The 20,898-nt window shown below is 41.1% G+C and carries 18 protein-coding genes; 14 read left to right on the forward strand and 4 right to left on the reverse strand.

The genetic code is table 11. From position 1 onward, the window contains the following. Positions 1-89 precede the first annotated feature (89 nt). The 3 genes from OM33_RS06340 (at position 90) to OM33_RS06350 (ending at position 2,068) form a co-directional block, all read left to right on the forward strand. Positions 90-473, forward strand: a complete 384-nt coding sequence (locus OM33_RS06340; RefSeq protein ID WP_038640120.1) for a cupin domain-containing protein — start codon at positions 90-92, stop codon at positions 471-473. Then, positions 466-1,173 carry an SIMPL domain-containing protein gene (locus tag OM33_RS06345; protein ID WP_038640121.1) on the forward strand — a complete coding sequence of 236 codons (708 nt, stop codon included), beginning with the start codon at positions 466-468 and terminating at the stop codon, positions 1,171-1,173. The genes OM33_RS06340 and OM33_RS06345 overlap by 8 nt, the downstream gene beginning before the upstream one ends. 61 nt (positions 1,174-1,234) lie before the next feature. Beyond that, a complete protein-coding gene (locus OM33_RS06350; RefSeq protein WP_038640122.1) occupies positions 1,235-2,068 on the forward strand; it encodes a DUF1835 domain-containing protein in 834 nt (277 codons plus the stop codon). A gap of 84 nt (positions 2,069-2,152) precedes the next feature. Here the strand turns inward: OM33_RS06350 and mutS are convergent, their stop codons facing one another. After that, positions 2,153-4,753, reverse strand: a complete 2,601-nt coding sequence (gene mutS / locus OM33_RS06355) for a DNA mismatch repair protein MutS (protein ID WP_038640123.1) — start codon at positions 4,751-4,753, stop codon at positions 2,153-2,155. A gap of 35 nt (positions 4,754-4,788) precedes the next feature. Between mutS and OM33_RS06360 the strand changes: the two genes are divergently transcribed. The 3 genes from OM33_RS06360 (at position 4,789) to OM33_RS06370 (ending at position 7,937) form a co-directional block, all read left to right on the forward strand. Beyond that, positions 4,789-5,280, forward strand: coding sequence for a CinA family protein (locus tag OM33_RS06360; protein ID WP_038640124.1), 492 nt, complete (start codon positions 4,789-4,791; stop codon positions 5,278-5,280). A gap of 65 nt (positions 5,281-5,345) precedes the next feature. Beyond that, on the forward strand, positions 5,346-6,395 hold the full coding sequence (gene recA, locus OM33_RS06365) for a recombinase RecA (protein ID WP_038640125.1): 1,050 nt from the start codon (positions 5,346-5,348) through the stop codon (positions 6,393-6,395). Between the two features lie 150 nt (positions 6,396-6,545). After that, entirely contained in the window at positions 6,546-7,937 is a 1,392-nt protein-coding gene (locus tag OM33_RS06370; protein WP_038640127.1) for a DUF3943 domain-containing protein, read from the forward strand. Between the two features lie 90 nt (positions 7,938-8,027). On the opposite strand, the gene OM33_RS06375 is transcribed toward OM33_RS06370, so the two are convergent. Continuing rightward, positions 8,028-9,185 (reverse strand): DcaP family trimeric outer membrane transporter, encoded by a 1,158-nt coding sequence (locus OM33_RS06375; RefSeq protein WP_038640129.1) that lies wholly within the window; start codon positions 9,183-9,185, stop codon positions 8,028-8,030. Between the two features lie 417 nt (positions 9,186-9,602). Here OM33_RS06375 and acs point away from each other — a divergent pair, with 417 nt between their 5' ends. Further along, a complete protein-coding gene (acs, locus tag OM33_RS06380; protein ID WP_038640130.1) occupies positions 9,603-11,543 on the forward strand; it encodes an acetate--CoA ligase in 1,941 nt (646 codons plus the stop codon). Positions 11,544-11,623: 80 nt separating this feature from the next. After that, on the forward strand, positions 11,624-12,274 hold the full coding sequence (locus OM33_RS06385) for a response regulator transcription factor (protein WP_038640131.1): 651 nt from the start codon (positions 11,624-11,626) through the stop codon (positions 12,272-12,274). A gap of 67 nt (positions 12,275-12,341) precedes the next feature. Here OM33_RS06385 and OM33_RS06390 read toward each other — a convergent pair whose 3' ends face one another. Together OM33_RS06390 and trhP are read right to left on the reverse strand one after the other, a co-directional pair. Next, positions 12,342-12,590, reverse strand: coding sequence for a YfhL family 4Fe-4S dicluster ferredoxin (locus OM33_RS06390; protein ID WP_038640133.1), 249 nt, complete (start codon positions 12,588-12,590; stop codon positions 12,342-12,344). Positions 12,591-12,594: 4 nt separating this feature from the next. Then, positions 12,595-13,962: a prephenate-dependent tRNA uridine(34) hydroxylase TrhP gene (gene trhP, locus OM33_RS06395; RefSeq protein WP_038640135.1), complete on the reverse strand. Its 1,368-nt coding sequence runs from the start codon at positions 13,960-13,962 to the stop codon at positions 12,595-12,597. Between the two features lie 271 nt (positions 13,963-14,233). Here trhP and ndk point away from each other — a divergent pair, with 271 nt between their 5' ends. The 6 genes from ndk (at position 14,234) to hisS (ending at position 20,895) form a co-directional block, all read left to right on the forward strand. Continuing rightward, the gene (gene ndk, locus OM33_RS06400; RefSeq protein ID WP_010560883.1) at positions 14,234-14,665 is read left to right on the forward strand and encodes a nucleoside-diphosphate kinase; all 432 of its coding nucleotides are present in this window, start codon (positions 14,234-14,236) and stop codon (positions 14,663-14,665) included. A 235-nt stretch (positions 14,666-14,900) separates the two neighbouring features. Beyond that, complete coding sequence (locus OM33_RS06405; protein ID WP_038640137.1) at positions 14,901-16,034, forward strand: bifunctional tRNA (adenosine(37)-C2)-methyltransferase TrmG/ribosomal RNA large subunit methyltransferase RlmN; 1,134 nt, start codon at positions 14,901-14,903, stop codon at positions 16,032-16,034. A 78-nt stretch (positions 16,035-16,112) separates the two neighbouring features. Next, positions 16,113-17,522, forward strand: coding sequence for a type IV pilus biogenesis/stability protein PilW (gene pilW / locus OM33_RS06410; RefSeq protein ID WP_038640140.1), 1,410 nt, complete (start codon positions 16,113-16,115; stop codon positions 17,520-17,522). After that, positions 17,519-18,412 carry a RodZ domain-containing protein gene (locus OM33_RS06415; protein ID WP_038640142.1) on the forward strand — a complete coding sequence of 298 codons (894 nt, stop codon included), beginning with the start codon at positions 17,519-17,521 and terminating at the stop codon, positions 18,410-18,412. Before pilW ends, OM33_RS06415 begins: the two co-directional genes overlap by 4 nt. 4 nt (positions 18,413-18,416) lie before the next feature. After that, a complete protein-coding gene (ispG, locus tag OM33_RS06420) occupies positions 18,417-19,535 on the forward strand; it encodes a flavodoxin-dependent (E)-4-hydroxy-3-methylbut-2-enyl-diphosphate synthase (RefSeq protein ID WP_038640144.1) in 1,119 nt (372 codons plus the stop codon). An 85-nt stretch (positions 19,536-19,620) separates the two neighbouring features. Further along, positions 19,621-20,895 carry a histidine--tRNA ligase gene (gene hisS, locus OM33_RS06425; protein WP_038640146.1) on the forward strand — a complete coding sequence of 425 codons (1,275 nt, stop codon included), beginning with the start codon at positions 19,621-19,623 and terminating at the stop codon, positions 20,893-20,895. Positions 20,896-20,898 lie beyond the last annotated feature (3 nt).

Here is a 20,898-nt window from a genome sequence, read left to right on the forward strand (position 1 = left end):
TACAAGTATAAAGTAATTATCAAACGAGATACTTGATATAAAACAGGGTCTTGTTATGCTTGATTGAGAATCAATATCGACTGTGAATTATGACCCTACTATTGCTTAGTGCTGCAATAAGCAGCGCCCCTATAAATCTTGAGAACATGGTTGCACCGACAGATTTAGACAATGTGAAAGTTGTGCAGCTTGCTAGCAACCAAGATGCCAGCCAATTCCTTATTTTCATAAAAAAATCAGTGCCCCTCCACTTGCATAAAGAGCACAGTGAAATGGTTTACATTGTTGATGGTGAAGGGAAAATGCAATTAGGAGATAAGTCATTTACGATTAAAAAAGGTGATTTTGTCAAAATAGATGAAAATACGCCGCATGGTGTTACGGTGACATCTCCACAACCTCTGAAAGTTTTATCAACCCAAACACCGGAGTATTTTGGTAAAGATAAACATCCTGTGACAGACCATGACTAAACAATCCATTACGATGTCGTTAATTTTTGCTGCGGCAATAATTCTTGCCAGTGTAATTTTAAAACAAGGCATTGTTGAATTTAAAACCCTAGATCGCAGTGTCTCAGTAAAAGGTTTGGCTGAAAAAGAGGTCATGGCGAATACCGTTATTTGGCCTATAAATTACTCGCTAGCGGGTAACGATTTAACGGCATTGATTGGTGAGCTTGAAACAAAAAATCAAGCGGTGCGCGCGTTTTTAGCATTGCATGGCTTTGCTGATGACGAAGTGTCGGTGGCGCCTCCTAATGTTGCTGACAAGTTAGCGCAACCTTATGCGCAACTGGAAAAAGGCCAAATGCGTTACTTTGTTATGTCGAGTATTACTGTGTACAGCCATGAGCCAGAAAAAGTACGCCATGCACTCACTAAGGTAACGCAGCTAGCAAAACAAGGTATTGCTATTTCCAGTGATCGCTATGACGCAAAAGTGCAGTATATTTTTACCGGCTTGAACGACATTAAGCCTGAGATGATCCAACAAGCAACAGAGAAAGCTCGTGAAGTAGCACAAAAATTTGCCAGTGATTCAAATTCAACCCTTGGTAAAATCAAATCAGCGCGGCAGGGCCAGTTTACTATTGCAGATCGTGATTCCAACTCACCACACATTAAACGAGTGCGTGTTGTTTCAAGTCTTGAGTATTATTTAGTTGATTAGTTTTAAGAAACGGTATGTGCTGTTTTTTAACTTGCCGTACCTTTTCTGATGAGGTTTCTTTATGTTTCATATCACTAATGGTGATTGCGCAAACTTATTTTTAAAGCGAATTGGCATTCAGGGCCAATTTATTGCGTGGCAAGATGTGTTACATCACGGGCCTATTAGCCCTGAAGTATCACTGCCCGCAATGAGTGATTATCGTGCGGCATTTTTAGCGGATTATTTTTGTTTGCCGCTAAAAGATGTACAAACCAAGTTTGCTCAGCGTAATGCTTTATTAGCTAGCATTGAAGATACATCTGAAGTGACCTTATGGCTCACCCCCGAATTGTTTGATAGCTTAATTGGCTTGCAGTTTATTGCATGGTATCGCGCACAATTTGAATCTACACGTAACTTATTTGTGGTGCTTCTGCCTGAACACCTGCCCCCACGAGAGTTAGATGCGGCGCAAGTTGCTCAGTATTATAAAACACGCTTTAGTCCAAGTGAGCCTTTTTTCGAATTAACATCAGAAGTTTGGCAAGTATTAACAACTAATATAGCTGACCTAGAGTCATGTTTATCATTTGATTTTAAACACTGGCCAAACCTTAAAACATCTGTTCAGCGCTTTTTACAAGAACAACCCGATAATATCGGCTTAAACCGTACCCAGTGGCAAATTTTAGATTGTTTAAATGGCCACACCTTGTCACTCGCACAACTATTTGGTGCAAACCAAGACTTAGAAGAAGTACCATTTATGGGCGATTTAAGTTTTTGGTGTCAAATAGAGGAAATACGTGATTATCTCACCATATCCACACAAGAGAGTTTATTACACCAAGAAATTGAATTTTATCACGGTGTAAAAGTCAGCTTGTCGGAAAAAGGACAAGCATTGCTCTAATTATGCAAATTCAGCTTAATTATCCATTCGTATCTAAGTTGGCCTATATTTCAATAGGCCAATAGAACCAAGGGGCAACAAACCCTAACTATTTTTCGCAAGTTGCTTAAGTTGGTAGATTAAATCAAGCGCCTGACGAGGCGTTAACTCATTCGGGTCGATTGATTCAAGCTCTTCTAATACAGGGTTTGGTGTGTCAAACAAACTCGCTTGTTGCGAAAGTGGCGAGCTCGAGACATTTGTTAATGGCATTTCACTAACACTTTGATGCTGTTCTAGTAATGACAACTTTTGTTTAGCGCGATTAATCACCGCTTTAGGCACCCCCGCAAGGCTTGCTACTTGTAAGCCAAAGCTTTTACTAGCCGCGCCATCTAACACTGTATGTTTAAAGGCAATGGTATCTTGGTACTCAATTGCATCAAGGTGCACATTGGCGAGCATATCGAGTTGCTCAACCAGTTCGGTCAATTCAAAATAGTGCGTTGCAAACAGGGTTTTTGCGGCAATATTTTTTGCTAAATATTCCGCGGTGGCCCACGCTAATGACAAGCCATCATAGGTACTTGTACCGCGACCAATTTCATCCATTAATACCAGCGAGTTTTCGGTGGCGTTATTAAGAATGTTGGCGGTTTCGGTCATTTCAACCATAAAAGTAGAACGACCTGAAGCAAGGTCATCGCTTGCCCCAATTCGCGTGAAAATACGATCTGTAATGCCAATGGTGGCAGATTCAGCCGGAATATAAGAACCAATATGTGCCATTAATACGATTAGGGCTGTTTGACGCATATAAGTTGATTTACCACCCATATTTGGCCCAGTAATAATCAACATTTTGCGTTTATCATCGAGGTAAGTTGGGTTGGCAATGAACGGCTGTTGCATAACAAACTCAACGACAGGATGGCGGCCGCCTTTAATATCAATGGCGTTGCTATCACTTAAAAGAGGCCTAACATATTCAAGTGACTCAGCACGTTCAGCTAGATTATTGATAACGTCTAACTCGCTCAATGCTGCAGCCATTTTTTGCAGCACATCAATTTGTGGCAAAATAATATCAAACAGTTCTTCGTAGAGGCGTTTTTCAAGTGCAAGCGCGTTCGATTGACTGCTCAGCACCTTATCTTCATGCTCTTTTAGCTCAGGAATTATATAACGTTCGTTATTTTTTAATGTTTGGCGGCGTACGTAATCTGCAGGCACCAAATTAGCGTTTGCTTTGCTCACTTCAATATAATAACCATGCACCTTGTTATAACTGATTTTTAAAGTGGCAATGCCGGTACGTTCACGCTCGCGAATTTCCATTTGCTCAAGAATATCAGTGGCGCCTTTACTTAAATTGCGCCATTGATCGAGCTCTTGATTGTAGCCTGGGGCAATCACACCACCATCGCGAATCAATACCGGTGGGTTATCGATAATGGCTTGCTCAAGTAACTCCTGTAACTCGGATAAAATAGGCGTAGCTTGCTTTATTTGCGTCAAGCGCGTGCTACTAGCGTCATTTATTAAATCATGAATTGGATGCAGTGTTTGAAGCGCTAAACGTAATCGAGATAAATCACGCGGCCTTGCCGAGCGCAGTGCTAAGCGGGCAATAATACGCTCTAAGTCACCCACTTGTTTAAGTGTGTCGTGCAGTTCAAGGTTAATAGCTAAGTCGTGGATTTCACCCAATGCATCAAGGCGGTTGTTTAATTCTTGTTGATCGCGAATTGGGCTATGAAGGCGACGCTTTAACAAACGAGAGCCCATTGGTGTCGCAGTTTTATCAAGCACTTGCGCTAAAGTGTTATCAAAGCCACCCGATAGATTTACAGTAAGCTCTAAATTTTTACGGGTTGCGGCATCAAGAATGACATTTTGTTCATTTTGCTCAAGACCAATCGCATTTAGGTGCGGTAGTGTCGTGCGCTGGGTATCTTTTACATATTGCATCAAGCAGCCTGCAGCTTGTAGCGCAAGCGCTGCATTTTCAACACCAAAACCCACTAAATCCTTGGTGCCAAACTGTTTGTTTAATGCGGTTTTCGCGCTGTCTAAATCGAATTCCCAAATAGGGCGACGGCGCAGTCCATTGTACTGTTCAATAATACTGGTGTGTTCCAGAGTTTCTGGGTATAACAGTTCGGCTGGCGAAATGCGCTGTAAGCTTGAGGTTAGCGCTTCGTCATTATCGACTTCTAAAATACGAAAACGGCCAGAGTTTATATCTAAATAAGCTATACCATAGGCGCCTTTATCGTTGTGTGAAATAGCGCACAGTAGGTTGTCTTGACGTTCTTTTAATAAGGCTTCGTCAGAAATGGTACCTGGTGTGATAATACGCACCACTTTGCGCTCAACGGGTCCTTTACTGGTGGCTGGATCGCCAACTTGTTCACATATCGCAACTGATTCGCCCATTTGCACTAAGCGAGCAAGGTAGTTCTCAACAGCGTGATAAGGCACTCCCGCCATAGGGATAGGATCACCGCCTGCTTTGCCGCGATGAGTTTGCGAAATATCGAGTAGCTCTGCAGCGCGTTTGGCATCATCGAAAAACAGTTCGTAAAAGTCGCCCATGCGATAGAAAACGAGAATATCTCGATGCTCAGCCTTAATTTTTAAATATTGCTGCATCATTGGCGTTTGTTGGCTGATAGTATGGTCTGAATATAAATCTAACGGCATAATTGACTAATAGTTGTTATGTAAAAGGTAAAAAAATGATATTACCCGCTCATATTACTGAGCTAGCGGCAAAGTTGGGTGCTAGTTTAACCAATAAAAAGCTTTGGATCACTACTGCTGAATCATGTACTGGTGGCGGCATTAGCTATGCGCTTACTGATACGGCTGGTAGTTCAGCTTACATTGATCGTTGTTTTGTTACTTATAGCAATGAGGCAAAGCATGAGTTACTTGGTGTAAATACTGACGTACTTAAGCAGTTTGGTGCAGTGAGCAAAGAAACAGTTGAACAAATGGTGACAGGTGCAATGCAAGCTGCGAATGCCGATGTGGGAATTGCTGTGTCAGGCATTGCAGGTCCAGGTGGTGGCAGTGTTGAAAAACCTGTTGGTACTGTATGGGTTGCCATAAAAGTACTGGATAAACTATCAGTTAACCACTGTTTATTTGCCGGTGAACGTGATGAGGTTAGGTTGCAAGTTATTGAATATTCACTAGAAAAAACAATTGAATTAATAAACTCATAAAAAACACTTGATACTGGTAATCTATACAGTATACTTTGCTGCATAACAGAGATTTGGAGAGTCAAATGGACGATAATAAACAAAAGGCCCTAACAGCTGCGCTATCACAAATTGAACGCCAATTTGGTAAAGGCTCAATTATGAAGCTAGGCGATAGCCAAGCACTGGATATTGAAGCTATTTCAACTGGTTCATTAGGTATTGATATCGCATTGGGTATTGGTGGTTTGCCAACAGGCCGTATTGTTGAAATTTATGGTCCAGAGTCATCTGGTAAAACAACGTTAACATTACAAGTAATTGCATCAGCTCAAAGAGAAGGCAAAACATGTGCCTTTGTTGATGCGGAACACGCACTAGATCCTGTATATGCAGAAAGATTGGGTGTTAATGTTGATGATCTTCTAGTTTCTCAACCTGACACGGGTGAACAAGCGTTAGAAATCTGCGATATGTTAGTACGTTCAGGTGCGGTTGATGTAGTAATTGTTGACTCGGTTGCTGCACTGACACCAAAAGCTGAGATTGAAGGTGATATGGGCGACAGCCACGTTGGCTTACAAGCTCGTTTAATGTCACAGGCATTGCGTAAACTCACTGGTAACATTAAGCGTTCAAATACATTATGTATTTTCATTAACCAGATTCGTATGAAAATTGGTGTAATGTTTGGTAACCCTGAAACTACAACAGGTGGTAATGCGCTTAAATTCTACTCTTCAGTTCGTCTAGACATTCGTCGTACGGGTTCTGTAAAAGAAGGTGATGAAGTTGTTGGTAACGAAACACGTGTTAAAGTTGTTAAAAACAAAGTAGCACCACCGTTTAAGCAAGCTGAATTTATTATCATGTACGGCCAAGGTATCTCAAAAGAAGGCGAGCTAATTGATTTAGGTGTGAAGCATAATCTAGTTGATAAAGCGGGTGCATGGTTTAGCTATAAAGGTAGTAAGATTGGTCAAGGTAAGGCTAACTCGATTAAATTCTTAAAAGAGAATGTTGAGATTGCAAACGAAATTGAGCAAAAGCTACGTGAAATGCTATTACTGCAAGCGACGATTCAACCAGAAGAAGGCGAAGCTAAAAGCTTAGCTGAAGGTGACGCGGAGCTTTAAGCTTAGCGCTATTTAAAAAAGGCCACACTATGTGGCCTTTTTTGCGTATATGTTTACAATTTTTTGCTAAGTTTAAGTGTCATGATATTCAAAAACGGCTAAAATAGGCGTTTTTTGTGGCTTGCCAAAGAACGGACGCACTTACTGTCAATGAAACTGCTCACACGAATGATTAAGTTAGCGCTAATTTCTAGCGCGCTAACACAACCTTTACTCGCTCAACAGGAAGAGCAAAACCCCAACCAAACTAGCACAACAAATAATGCTATTAAGGCAATTGAAGTACCTAGTTATAACTTGCCTAGTAACAGTGATTGGAATTTACATGCGGTACCCGAAGACTTCTACCGATCACCGTACCAAATAAATTTGTTTTCTGCCGAACATGGCCAAGATAACCAACGTTTATGGTCTCAAACCAAGTCCGTAATGGCATATGGTTTTGGTGTTGCAGGCTTTATTCTTATGTTGCCAGAAGATATCTCAAAATGGGATAAGGAAAATGGCGTATTTTCTAAGTGGACTGAAAACGTTAAAGAAGGCCCCACATGGGACCGCGATGTATGGTGGTTGAATTGGGTAGGGCACCCATATTTTGGTGGCGTTTATTATCAAGTGGCGAGAAAGTCGGGCTATCGTCAATGGGATGCGTTTCTCTACTCCTTTACTATGAGTACCTTCTATTGGGAATATGGTATTGAAGCATTTGCTGAAGTGCCGTCGATGCAAGATTTGGTAATTACACCCGTACTGGGCTGGGCCTATGGTGAATGGGCATATCAAAAAGAGATGGAAATTCGCAGAACGGGTGGTGAAGTGTGGGGATCACGAACACTCGGTAACATATCACTCTTTATGCTTGATCCAATTGACTCTGCAGGTAAAGGTATTAACAACTTATTTGGTACTGAAGTAGTAAAAGCGGGCACAGGTGGAATTAATTTTGCGAAAATACCACTGCCAAATGGTGATTTTGAGGATCAGGTTCAATTAAGTGTTAATTACCAACTAGGCTCTGGAAAGGCTTATCAAGCACCAATTGACCAAACTGGCTATGTAAGTATTAAAGATCCGGTAGATATTGGAATTATTGGTTTAGGATTGAACTACGGTAGTTTTAGCCCGGGTAATCACTGGGGTCTAGAACGAGGTTCTGCCAATGGCTGGAACTTAGGTTTATATTTTTCGCCAACATTTTCACTTAAGCTCGATTATCTTAAAGGTAAGCTAGAACGACAAAATAGTAATTCGAAAGAAACATTCGAGCAGTTTAATGTGGCTGCAAACTATTACTTTAATGTTGATAGTGATTGGCGACCGTTCGTCTCGGCCGGTGCTGGTGAGATGCTCTATGCTGAGGACAAGGAAGAAAAAGGAAGCAGTACCTTTGCACTGAATGCAGGATTGGGATTACATTATAAAATTAATAACAATTTTGCTTTGCAATTAGACGCAAAACGCTTTTTTAATAGTAAATATAGCAATCAAGATGATGTGTACAATTTATCGCTAATTTACTTTTTTGGCGAAGGTCAAAAATAACAAGCTAGCAAAAAATAAGCGACCAATAGGTCGCTTATTACTGACAACAACTTAGGAAGCAATCTAAGTTAACTGGTTTGCAAGCATGCTTTAGAATACATACTTAGCAGAAAATTGTAGTCGATTAATATCGCCATCCGCACCGCTTTCAGTTTCACGTTCACCCACTTTGTACTCAACACCAAAGGTCATCTTTTTAACAGGTGAATAGAGTAAATTAGCACTGTAACTCATTGAATTTTTAGTAGGATCTCCAGTGATTGCGAGTAAGTCCGTATTATTATCCGCACTGAAATAAGAGGCTAAAAAAGTAGAGCGTAGTTGGTCGTTCCAGTGATGCTGGTAGCCAATAAAACCTGATACAGAATCAATTGCATCAAGGTCATTACCATCTAATACGGCACCGTGAGCAACATTAAGGCCGACATAGCGCCCTAAACCTTTACCCGTAGTTACCATGTATTTTAAATTGTTTTTACCAAAGTTCATGCGACCTGATGCACTTACACCAAAAGACGAGGTTGACGCATCAGCACCACCTGATTTGTAGGTAAGCTGTCTTGCAAGACCGGCAACAGTGAAGTGACCCCAATCGCCTTTAAAGGTATAACGGGCAGTAATGTCAGGAAGGCTTGCATCGTCGGTTTCGTTCCGTACACCGCCTGTTGTAGTGATTGTACTCTCAGGGTTTTCCGCTGATACTGAGAAACCGCCAGAAGTGTACTTGATCATTGCTTGACGAACGAACACTGTACCTTCAGCAGGACCTACGAAATCCAGGGTCTCAGGTAATGCACTGACATTTTGGAAGTTTGACCATGCCTGACCGAATAAAAAACCATTATAGGTGACAAACGCTTGACGAATACGCGGAGCGTAAGAGTTTGACACTCGCTCGTTACCGCCTGGTGATGCAATAAAATCGAGCTCAATTTTAGTATTAATCGACTGGCCGTTGTCTAGTTTAGTCGATGTTGCTAAGTTGAATCGTGATTGACGAGCATGCATATCAAATACTACATCGGTATCCGCATCAGCGCCTACTGGTGTTGTGCTTGGTACGTAAAAATCACGGCCAATACTGGTACCACTTACAGAGCCTGCAGACCAATCACTCCACATAGCATCGAGTTTTACGTAACCGCCATATTTGACATCTGTAGACTCTAATACCCCAGCTTGTGCAGATGCACCGAATAATACTGCTAAAACGCTCAGCGCTGTTGTTGTTAGTTTATTGTTTTTCATAACTGTATCCCGATTAAGTTAACATCTTCACTGTTGGCTATGTTCAGATTTTGCTCAATTACCCATTGGTCTATACGACTAAGGTATAGCTAATTTGCTGTTAGAGAGCGCTTATTCCATTAAAAGTGATGGAAGTGACTGAATTTGTGAATATTTTGTTAATAAAATATAGTGTGTCTTTTACAGGAAACCAAAATTTATCAAATTAAAAATTTAATAATATGAATACTAAAGACAATTTATTTTTATGTACTATAACTCGTTGTTAAAAATATGATCTTGATTAAGTGTTTCTTATATTTAAATTAAGATGCTACTAAGGTCTAATTCTTTATACTACTTAGCTGAGTAATGCTTGAGGGTATTGGTCTAGGTTGCATTCAAGCAACTAGCAACAAAGTTAAAAGGGGACACCACATGTCACAAGAAATCTATCCAGTACCAGCCTCTGTGAAAGAGGCTGCGTTAATCGATGAAGCAAAATATAATGAACTATATCAATGGTCGATTGACGACCCCGAGGCATTTTGGGGTGAGCAAGGTAAGCGTCTTGATTGGATAAAGCCATTTACTAAAGTAAAAAATACCTCATTTGATAAAGGACATGTTGATATTCGTTGGTATGAAGATGGCCAACTAAATGTCTCTTATAACTGTATTGATCGCCACCTTAAAGATAAAGCAGACAAAGTCGCGTTAATTTGGGAAGGCGATAACCCAGAACAATCTGAAAATATTACCTACCAACAGCTGCATGATGAAGTGTGTAAATTAGCGAATGGTTTGAAAAAGCTTGGTGTTAAAAAGGGTGACCGCGTAGCGATTTATATGCCAATGACTCCTCAAGCGATTTACGCGATGCAGGCATGTGCGCGTATTGGTGCTGTTCATTCTGTGGTATTTGGTGGTTTCTCACCATCGGCAATCGCAGATCGTATTAAAGATTCTGGTGCAAAAGTTGTAATCACGTCAGACCAAGGCCGTCGTGGTGGTAATGCGGTGCCGTTAAAGGCAAATGTTGATGAAGCGTTAGCACAACCGGGCGTTAATTCTGTTGAAGCGGTTATTGTACACCAATTAACAGCAGGTGATGTTGCGTGGAATGATGTTGATGTATGGTGGCATGAGCTAGTGGCCGATCAAGCTACAACGTGTGAACCTGAAGTGATGGATGCAGAAGACCCACTCTTTATTCTTTATACATCAGGTTCAACGGGTCAACCTAAAGGTGTCGTGCACAGCTCTGCAGGCTACTTGGTGTATACCTCATTAACGCATCAATATGTATTTGATTTACAAGAAGACGATGTCTATTGGTGTAGTGCTGATGTGGGTTGGATTACAGGTCACAGTTATATTGCTTATGGTCCACTTGCAAACGGTTGTACGCAAGTTATTTTTGAAGGTGTACCAACCTATCCGTCATCAGGCCGCATGGGCGAAGTGGTTGATAAGCACAATGTTACAATTCTTTATACAGCACCGACAGCAATTCGTGCGCTGATGGCAAAAGGTGATGAACCAACGGCCTCATCAAAACGTGACTCATTACGTATCTTAGGTTCTGTGGGCGAGCCAATTAACCCTGAGGCATGGGCTTGGTATTACGAAAACATCGGTAATAGTAAGTGTCCAATTGTTGATACATGGTGGCAAACTGAAACTGGTGGTGTGATGATTACGCCACTACCTGGCGCAACAGACTTAAAACCAGGCTCAGCAACACGTCCATTCTTTGGTATTTTACCTGCATTATTTGATGCAGAAGGTGAAACACTTCAAGGTGCAACTGATGGTAACTTGGTTATCCTTGACAGTTGGCCTTCACAAGCGAGAACTGTTTATGGCGACCATGAACGTTTTGAACAAACGTATTTTTCAGCATATCCGGGCGTGTATTTCACAGGTGACGGCTGTCGTCGTGATGAAGATGGTTACTACTGGATCACCGGTCGCGTTGATGACGTACTAAACGTATCAGGTCACCGCCTAGGCACTGCGGAAATTGAAAGTGCGCTGGTTGCACATGAAGCGGTTGCAGAAGCTGCGGTTGTTGGCTTCCCACATGATATTAAAGGCCAGGGTATTTACGTTTATATCACACCAAATGATGGTGTTGCAGTGAGCGATGATTTAACCAAGGAAGTACGCAACTGGGTACGTAAAGAACTTAGCCCAATTGCAACACCTGATATGATCCAATGGTCTCCGGGTCTTCCAAAAACACGCTCAGGTAAAATTATGCGCCGTATTTTACGTAAGATCGCTGCAAATGAATATCAACAGTTAGGCGATACATCAACGCTGGCAGATCCGAGTGTTGTTGAGGAGTTAATCGAAAATCGCTTAAACCGTTAATTAGGTTTGAGAATCGACTAAACTCGCAGTAACATGAAGGCTGTTATCAGTGATAACAGCCTTTTTATTAGGAGTTATATATGAGCAAGTTTTTGATAGCGGATGATCACCCTTTATTTCGTGAAGCGTTAAAAGGGGCTTTAAATGGCAGTTTCGATGATTTAGAAATATTTGAATCAGAGAACTTTGATACAACGCTCAATGTACTAGAACAACAACAAGAGCTCGATTTATTATTACTAGACCTACACATGCCAGGAAGTGGCGATTTGTACGGTTTAATTCGCATTCGTGAAGATTACCCCGATTTACCCATTGCCGTTGTATCTGGCACTGAAGATATTCAAGTGGTTTCGAAAGTGATGAGTTACGGTGCACTTGGTTTTATTCCTAAATCATCCTCTTCGGCACAAATTGCTGAAGCTATTGAAGAAATTTTAGAAGGTGAAACTTGGTTGCCAGCTTCAATGGCCGATAAAGTGGAAGAAGTGATAGAGCAAGATGCAGAACTTGCGCAACAAGTTGCCTCTCTTACACCTCAACAGTACAAAGTTTTAAGTTATTTGCATGAAGGTTTACTCAATAAGCAAATTGCGTATGAACTGAGTATTTCCGAAGCGACAGTCAAAGCACATATCACTGCAATTTTTAGAAAGCTTGGCGTTTACAATCGTACTCAAGCAGTATTAATTGCCAGTAAGCTGCAGTTGGAGCCTGTTGAATCCAACTAAGATGCTTAAAATAAAAAACCGAGCAGATGCTCGGTTTTTTATTTTTAAATGGATAGAAATGAAGTTATTAGCTTGATGTTAGGCGAATAAACTTTTCAGCTAACTCATCAAGCGTTTCATTGTGTTCAGGATCTTTTTTAATGCAGTCAATCGGACAAACGCTGACACAGGTTGGTTGGTCATAGTGACCAACACACTCGGTGCATTTATTTGGGTCAATTTGATAAATTTTATCACCCATGTAAATTGCCTGATTAGGGCATTCTGGGTCGCACATATCACAATTGATACATTTCGAATTTATCATCAATGCCATGATATTACGCCTTTTTAAAAGGGTTGCGTGTATCTTGGTCTGAATCTAAATTTCGCAAAAGAATCGCTTTATCAAGGTCAATATCTTCCGGCAATGGAATTTTTACAATATGACCTGAGCCTTTTGCATCGTCAATACGTTCACCTTTCTTATTTTCCATATGATCTAAGGTAAACTGAATATTGCCCTGTGGTGTCATCAGTTCCATTGAATGGCCTGTACAGAACTTATTTTTCACATCAATTTCAACCAAGCCATTATTGTGACGGCCCAACACTTCACCCACGAATTGTTGTTTATCTGAAACTGAGTGGCCGTATTCGTAGTTTTGATACTCTTGGTGTACATGGCGCTTTAAGAAGCCTTCAGTGTAACCTCGGTGTGCCAAGTTTTCTAAAGTGCGCATTAAGTTTGCATCAAACGGTTTGCCTGCTATAGCATCATCAATGGCTTTACGATAAACCTGCGCCGTTCGTGCAACGTAGTAGAACGACTTAGTCCGACCTTCTATTTTTAAGCTATGAACGCCCATTTTAATCAGTTGATCAACGTACTGTACCGCACGCAAATCTTTTGAGTTCATTATGTATGTGCCATGCTCATCTTCAAATGCAGGCATATATTCACCTGGTCGACCTTGTTCTTCCAGCATAAATACTTCGTTTGTTGGCGCGCCTTCACCTAATGTTGGAATCACTTTACTTGGATCAATTTTATGGACTACATCACCTGTTTCGGTTTCCTTGCCCGGTTTTACATCGTATTCCCAACGACATGCATTGGTGCAGGTGCCTTGATTTGGGTCACGTTTATTAATGTAGCCAGAAAGCAAACAGCGGCCAGAGTACGCCATGCATAATGCACCGTGAACAAACACTTCTAATTCGGTTTCAGGACATAACTCACGAATTTGACCAATTTCTTCTAGTGATAATTCGCGAGATAAAATAACGCGTTCAATTCCTTGCTGCGCCCAGAATTTAACCGTTGCATAGTTTACCGCATTAGCTTGAACAGAAAGGTGAATCGGCATATCTGGCCACTTTTCACGTACCAACATAATTAAACCAGGATCAGACATAATCAAGGCATCAGGGCCCATTTCAATAACCGGTTCAATATCACGTAGGTAGGTATTTACCTTGGCGTTGTGTGGCGCAATATTTGATACCACATACAATTTTTTACCTAAATCATGTGCTTCATTAATGCCGAGCGCTAAATTATCAAGATCGAACTCGTTATTGCGAACGCGTAAACTGTAACGTGGTTGACCTGCGTATACTGCATCAGAACCATAAGCGAATGCATATCGCATGTTTTTAAGACTGCCTGCAGGTGATAATAATTCAGGCACAAAAGGTTTGTTCATTGAAATGTCCTCATACATCGAACTGGGTGCTGGCCAGTTGCATGATTTAAAAAAGCGCGCAATTCTATCTTAGTGACAACCTCTCGGTGTTGATGTAGATCAATTTTTCAAAGAGCCTCGTTAGAACCTCAATAAAATAACCAATACTCAGTAATTTTTAGCTTTTGATGGAAAAGTGAACAGAATTTTTTCGGTTTTAATAGGATTTTCACACAAATATGCGTATAATTCGCGGCCGTTAAAATCATTAATTATTTATGGAGCATAAAAGATGGCTTTAGAGCGTACTTTTTCTATCGTAAAACCTGATGCAGTTGCTAAAAACCACATCGGTGCTATCTACAACCGTTTCGAAACTGCTGGTCTTAAAATCGTTGCAGCTAAAATGGTTCACCTTTCAAAAGAAAAAGCTGAAGGCTTCTACGCTGAGCACAGCGAGCGTCCTTTCTTCGGTGCTTTAGTTGAGTTCATGACATCTGGTCCAGTAATGGTTACTGTTCTTGAAGGTGAGAACGCAGTACTTAAAAACCGTGAAATCATGGGTGCTACTAACCCTGCTGAAGCACTAGCTGGTACGTTACGTGCTGACTACGCAGACAGCATCGACGAAAACGCTGTTCACGGTTCAGACGCTGTTGAATCAGCTGCACGTGAAATCGCGTACTTCTTCTCTGACGAAGAAATCTGTCCACGTACTCGTTAATTCTTAACGACGTAGACAAGCTGCATCAATTATTGTGATGCAGGAGAAAAGGGCTCTTTAGCCCTTTTCTTGTCATTTTGAACTAAAGCCAAGAATTTCATTCAAATTGTCACCTTTGCTTTAAATTTGTTAATGCTCTTTACTGGCATCACATTCCACTTGAGTGTGTATAAAAGTAAAGCAAAGTTGATATATCGACTAATATTGAGTTGTGTTACGTACTGGGGTCTGAGTTATGAGTGCTGCGGAAAAGAAAATTAATTTACTGGATTTAACCCGTGAAGGAATGCGAGAGTTATTTGTTTCATGGGGTGAAAAACCGTTCCGTGGCGATCAGGTAATGAAGTGGATGTACCATTTTGGCATCGATAACTTCGACGAAATGTCAAACATCAACAAAAAATTGAAAGCGAAATTGCACGCTGAATGTGAAATTAAAGCGCCTGAAATCTCAGTAAAGCAAGTTGCTTCAGATGGCACCATTAAGTACGCATTAGTGCTTGAAGGCGGTCAGGAAGTTGAAACTGTGTGGATCCCAGAAAAAGATCGTGCAACCTTGTGTGTTTCATCACAGGTTGGGTGTGCCCTTGAATGTACATTCTGCTCAACAGCGCAGCAGGGCTTTAACCGCAATTTAAAAGTATCTGAAATTATTGGTCAGGTTTGGCGCGTAGCAAAAGACATCGGTTTACACGGTGATTCTACCAAACGTCCTATTACCAACGTGGTAATGATGGGTATGGGTGAGCCATTACTTAATCTCAACAATGTTGTTCCAGCGATGGAACTGATGATGGATGATTGGGCATTTGGTTTATCTAAGCGTCGCGTTACCTTAAGTACCTCTGGCGTTGTACCAGCTCTTGATATCTTGAAAGAAAAAATTGATGTGGCTTTAGCAATTTCGCTTCATGCACCGAACAACGAGCTGCGTGATGTACTCGTGCCTATCAATAAAAAATACCCAATCGAAGAATTCTTAGCGGCTTGTCGTCGTTATATTGATGGGTCTAAAGCAAACAAAGATATCACCATTGAATACGTTATGTTGCAAGGAGTGAATGATAGCACTGACCATGCGCATGAATTAGTTAAGGTATTAAAAGGCACACCGTCAAAAATTAACCTAATCCCATTTAACCCATTCCCAGGGAATGAGTATGGCCGTTCAAGCAATAGCCGCATTGACCGTTTCTCTAAGGTACTGCAAGCTGCAGGCTTAACCTGTATTGTGCGTCGTACCCGTGGCGATGATATTGATGCCGCGTGTGGTCAGTTAGTGGGTGATGTAGTTGACCGTACTAAACGTGTAATGAAGAAAAAACAGCTTGATGATAATAAAATCGCAGTTAATACGGTAAACCCATAATTAGCATTGTAAAAAATTAGGTGATCCCAACGTTAATTCGGGTAGAATTGAGATAATTGTCAGAAAATGAGTATAACTATGCGTCGTTCAATATTAGTAGGTGTTGCAGTACTTGCAACAACAGGATGTGTCACCGAAAGTGTGTATGTAGGCAGTGATAAACCCGTTGTTGAAAATCGTATTGATAACGATGAAGCGGCAAGAACACGTATCTCTCTGGCATTAAAATATTTAGCGTCAGGTGATAGCACACAAGCAAAGTATAACCTTGAACGTGCTGCTAAGTTTTCACCAAAGCTGCCTGAAGTACACTACACAACAGCATATTACTTTCAGCAAGTAGGTGAGAACGAGCTTGCGAAAGAGTCTTACTTACGTGCGATTGACATTGCACCTGATGATCCAAATACACTCAATAACTATGGTGTATTTTTATGTGGCTTAGGTGAATACGATGAAGCATCAGAGTACATCCTTCGCGCAATAGAGGTACCAAGCTACCTGCGCGTATCACAAAGTTATGAAAATTTAGCTTTATGTGCCATCGAAAATAACGAATTTGATGAGGCTGAAGAATATTTAGAGGCTTCGGTAAAACACAATCCAACTCGTGGTTCATCGCTGGTAAACCTATCTGCTATTTATTATGCAAAAAGTGATTTACATCGCGCTCAAACTTATATGAATCGCTATGAAAAATCAGGGCGTATTTCATCTCGCTCATTGATGTTGTCTTACTTAATTGAAAGCAGAATGGGGCACATTGAAAAGGCCTCAACTTTAGCGCTGACATTACAGCAAACCTATGGCAACTCAATAGAAGCAAAGCAGATCAAACAAAAAAACACTGCTGACAGCGAATTTGAAAGATTGCGTGAGAAATACCGCAAGAATGAGTTAAGCAAGCTTAAGAAAGAACTGAACCCCGATGGTAAATCAGTCGTTAAAAAACCTAAAGTTAAGGTTGTGAAGCGCAAAGCGCAAACTGAGCAGTCTCAACCTAAGGTGATAGAACAAACGGCAGTGGAACCGAAAACAGATTCAACAGCTAAAGTGATAGTTGCTAAGCCCATTGATCAAGTCGCTAAAAATGAGGTTGTCATTGCACAAGCGCAAAAAGCACAAGAAAGTGGTCAAACACAAGAACAGGCTAGCTCACCGTTAAAACTGGTTGAAACACCATTCCACATAATGAAAGGTGGTGAGAACTTGTTCTCGGTGTCTGTTAAATACAATGTGAAGCTTGCCAAATTACTAGAATGGAATGGCTTAACTGAAAATGATCCCGTTTTTGCAGGTACCAAAATTTATTTAAATAATCCAAATGTTTATCACTTAGTAAAAGACGGTGACACACTATTTAGTATTTCTGTGAAATACAATTTGCGTATGAAGTCAATTGCTGAGTGGAATGATATTGGTGAATCTGCAACTTTAAGCCCCGGTGATAAAATTTTATTAGTGAATCCGAAAACTTACGCACTATGACCGAAGAAGTATTAGAGCAACAACCAAGTTTCAATTTAGGCCAGCAACTCTCAAAGGCTCGAGAGCAGCATAAGATTTCAATTGTTGAAATGGCGCAAAAGTTAAAATTAACAGCGTCGCAAATTGAAGCATTAGAGCGTGAAGACTACAGTCAGTTAGGGCCTGTCACCTTTGTTAAAGGGTATATTCGCAGCTATTGTCGTGAATTTACGCTCAATGAAACAGAGCTAATGTCACAATTTTCGCATCAACGCGAAGAAGCTGAAAAGCGTATGCAAAGCTTTTCGAGACGCACAGAACGCGAAGCCAAAGATAATCGATTAATGCTATTTAGTTATGCGATTATCGCGTTAATTATCGGCTCATCATTATTTATTTGGTGGCAAAATAGAGATACATCATCGACGATTGACACCCCGGTAGTTGAACAACCTATCAACAGTGATGTTGCGAACATAACCTCTCAAGACACAGAACAGACCCCGCAGGTTACTGCTGCAGAAAACATTGCATTGCAGGATGAAAGCGAAGCAGTTAATGACGCTAATACGAGTGTAAACAACTCAGTGTTGACACAAGCTGAGCTCACGCCTAGCAATCAGGCGATAGTTAACGAACCAGAAACCGCTCAGCGAATTAGTAGTGCTGATACCATTATTATGACGTTTAAAGACGATAGCTGGGTTGAGATATTTGATGCTGAAGGCGAGCGTGTCGCATTTGGTGTAAAGAAAAAGGGCTATGTAATGACGCTGGAAGGTAAAGCGCCATTTAATGTAGTACTTGGTAAACATTATATCGTTGATGTTGAGTTTAATGGGCAACTTGTGGATATTTCACATTTCCCAACGAATCGTTTAGCCAAGTTTAGCCTGCCGTTGAGTGAGTAATTATATGTTTTCAGAATCTCCAATAAAACGTCGTAAATCAAAACGTATTTATGTTGGTAATGTGCCGATTGGTGATGGTGCACCAATTGCAGTGCAATCAATGACTAACACTGAAACCACCGATGTGGCAGCAACGGTTGCACAGATTAAAGCAATCCAAGATGCTGGTGCAGATATCGTACGTGTATCAGTACCAACAATGGATGCCGCAGAAGCATTTAAACAAATTAAACAGCAAGTGGATATTCCACTCGTTGCAGATATTCATTTTGATTACCGTATTGCATTAAAAGTAGCGGAATATGGTGCCGACTGTCTGCGCATTAATCCAGGCAATATTGGTAGTGAAGAGCGTATTCAAGCAGTTGTTGATGCGGCTCGAGAAAAGAATATCCCTATTCGTATTGGTGTCAATGGTGGCTCGTTAGAACGTGACATTCAAGAAAAGTACGGTGAACCGACTCCTGAAGCACTGCTTGAATCAGCAATGCGTCATGTCAACATTCTTAAGCGATTAAACTTTGATAACTTTAAAGTATCTGTAAAAGCGTCAGATGTATTCTTAGCGGTGGGTGCATACCGTTTATTAGCAAAAGAAATTGATCAACCACTGCATCTAGGTATTACTGAAGCGGGTGGTTTTAGAGCAGGTTCTGTTAAATCAGCAGTTGGTCTAGGCATGCTACTTGCCGAGGGCATAGGTGATACCTTACGTGTTTCATTGGCTGCGGATCCTGTACAAGAGATCAAAGTCGGTTTTGATATCTTAAAATCACTGCGTATTCGCTCACGTGGCATTAATTTTATTGCCTGTCCAAGTTGTTCACGTCAAGAGTTTGATGTGGTAAATACAATGAACCAACTTGAAGAGCGTTTAGAAGATGTGATCGAGCCTGTTACTGTTTCAGTTATTGGCTGTGTGGTAAATGGTCCAGGTGAAGCGCTTGTCAGTGATTTAGGTTTGGCGGGTGCCAATAAACGATCTGGTTTATACATCAATGGTGAGCGCCAAAAAACACGTATTGATAACAATCAAATTGTTGACCAATTAGAAACGCAAATTCGTGATTACATCGCAAAAAAGAGCACTGAACAACAAATAGACGTTAAGTTAGTTGAGTAAGTAAGCTCGTTGAGTATAATTGACAATCTTCTTTTTCTGGGGCGTTTTCGCCCCATGCATTTAATTAGCATTAAGGTAAGGCAGCGTGGCAAAACAAATCCAAGCAGTTCGCGGAATGAATGACTGTGTACCGGGTGATACTCAGGTATGGCAGAAAGTTGAAAGCATTTTACGTGAAACGGTTGCATCATATGGTTATCAAGAAATACGTTTCCCAATTGTTGAATCAACTGATTTGTTTAAGCGCTCGATTGGTGAAGTTACCGATATCGTAGAAAAAGAAATGTATACCTTTGAAGACCGTAATGGTGATAGCTTAACGTTGCGTCCTGAAGGCACTGCAGTTTGTGTTCGTGCAGGTAATCAAAATGGCCTACTTTATAACCAAGAACAGCGTCTATGGTACATGGGACCGATGTTCCGCCATGAAAGACCACAAAAAGGCCGTTATCGTCAGTTTCACCAATTTGGCCTAGAGGTATTTGGTTTTGAAACTGCAGATATTGATGCGGAAGTGATTATTCTGACTGCTCGTTTATGGCAAGCATTTGGTATTAGCGAACATGTTCGTTTAGAGCTGAATTCACTTGGTTCGAATGAAGCGCGTGCGCAGTACCGTGATGCTTTAGTTGCGTTCCTAGAGCAGAATATCGATGCGTTAGACGAAGATTCTAAGCGCCGTATGCACACCAACCCATTGCGTGTGCTCGATAGCAAAAACCCAGATGTACAAGCCATTTTAGTTAATGCGCCTAAGCTATCTGAACACCTTGATGAAGAGTCACAACAACATTTTGCAAATTTATGTGAACGTTTAGATGCTGCTGGTATCGAATACCAAGTTAATGAGAAGCTGGTACGTGGTTTAGATTACTATAACCGCACTGTGTTTGAATGGGTAACTGAAAGTCTAGGTGCTCAAGGCACAGTATGTGCTGGCGGACGTTACGACGGCCTGGTTGAGCAATTAGGTGGCAAAGCAACGCCAGCGGTTGGTTTTGCAATGGGAATGGAGCGCTTAGTGCTCTTGTTGCAAGAGCTTAACTGCGTTGGTGAAATTCGTCGTACCAGTGACGTGTATATTGCAGCAATGGGTGATGCGGCAAGTATTCAAGCGCCAGTCATTGCCGAAAAACTGCGTGCACTCGTACCGGGCATTCGTATTATCGTCCATGCCGGTGGTGGTAACTTTAAAAAGCAATTAAAACGAGCAGATAAAAGTGATGCTGTTTACGCACTGATTATTGGAGAAAGTGAACTTGAAAATAATCAAGTCACTGTAAAACATTTGCGTGAGCATCAAGAACAACAAACACTAGATTTAGATCAAGCAGCCGAGTTGCTAAAAGGCTTGGTATAAGAG

This window comes from Pseudoalteromonas piratica, from assembly GCF_000788395.1.
Lineage (GTDB): Bacteria > Pseudomonadota > Gammaproteobacteria > Enterobacterales > Alteromonadaceae > Pseudoalteromonas > Pseudoalteromonas piratica.

What these genes read in the sequence shown, in the direction of transcription:
- recA (WP_038640125.1), top strand. Translation starts at nt 5,346, where the DNA reads ATGGACGATAATAAACAAAAGGCCCTAACAGCTGCGCTATCACAAATT.
- OM33_RS06345 (WP_038640121.1), top strand. Translation starts at nt 466, where the DNA reads ATGACTAAACAATCCATTACGATGTCGTTAATTTTTGCTGCGGCAATA.
- pilW (WP_038640140.1), top strand. Translation starts at nt 16,113, where the DNA reads ATGCGTCGTTCAATATTAGTAGGTGTTGCAGTACTTGCAACAACAGGA.
- trhP (WP_038640135.1), bottom strand. Translation starts at nt 13,962, where the DNA reads ATGAACAAACCTTTTGTGCCTGAATTATTATCACCTGCAGGCAGTCTT.
- OM33_RS06360 (WP_038640124.1), top strand. Translation starts at nt 4,789, where the DNA reads ATGATATTACCCGCTCATATTACTGAGCTAGCGGCAAAGTTGGGTGCT.
- OM33_RS06340 (WP_038640120.1), top strand. Translation starts at nt 90, where the DNA reads ATGACCCTACTATTGCTTAGTGCTGCAATAAGCAGCGCCCCTATAAAT.
- OM33_RS06415 (WP_038640142.1), top strand. Translation starts at nt 17,519, where the DNA reads ATGACCGAAGAAGTATTAGAGCAACAACCAAGTTTCAATTTAGGCCAG.
- OM33_RS06390 (WP_038640133.1), bottom strand. Translation starts at nt 12,590, where the DNA reads ATGGCATTGATGATAAATTCGAAATGTATCAATTGTGATATGTGCGAC.
- ispG (WP_038640144.1), top strand. Translation starts at nt 18,417, where the DNA reads ATGTTTTCAGAATCTCCAATAAAACGTCGTAAATCAAAACGTATTTAT.
- OM33_RS06350 (WP_038640122.1), top strand. Translation starts at nt 1,235, where the DNA reads ATGTTTCATATCACTAATGGTGATTGCGCAAACTTATTTTTAAAGCGA.
- acs (WP_038640130.1), top strand. Translation starts at nt 9,603, where the DNA reads ATGTCACAAGAAATCTATCCAGTACCAGCCTCTGTGAAAGAGGCTGCG.
- ndk (WP_010560883.1), top strand. Translation starts at nt 14,234, where the DNA reads ATGGCTTTAGAGCGTACTTTTTCTATCGTAAAACCTGATGCAGTTGCT.
- OM33_RS06370 (WP_038640127.1), top strand. Translation starts at nt 6,546, where the DNA reads ATGAAACTGCTCACACGAATGATTAAGTTAGCGCTAATTTCTAGCGCG.
- mutS (WP_038640123.1), bottom strand. Translation starts at nt 4,753, where the DNA reads ATGCCGTTAGATTTATATTCAGACCATACTATCAGCCAACAAACGCCA.
- OM33_RS06385 (WP_038640131.1), top strand. Translation starts at nt 11,624, where the DNA reads ATGAGCAAGTTTTTGATAGCGGATGATCACCCTTTATTTCGTGAAGCG.
- OM33_RS06375 (WP_038640129.1), bottom strand. Translation starts at nt 9,185, where the DNA reads ATGAAAAACAATAAACTAACAACAACAGCGCTGAGCGTTTTAGCAGTA.
- OM33_RS06405 (WP_038640137.1), top strand. Translation starts at nt 14,901, where the DNA reads ATGAGTGCTGCGGAAAAGAAAATTAATTTACTGGATTTAACCCGTGAA.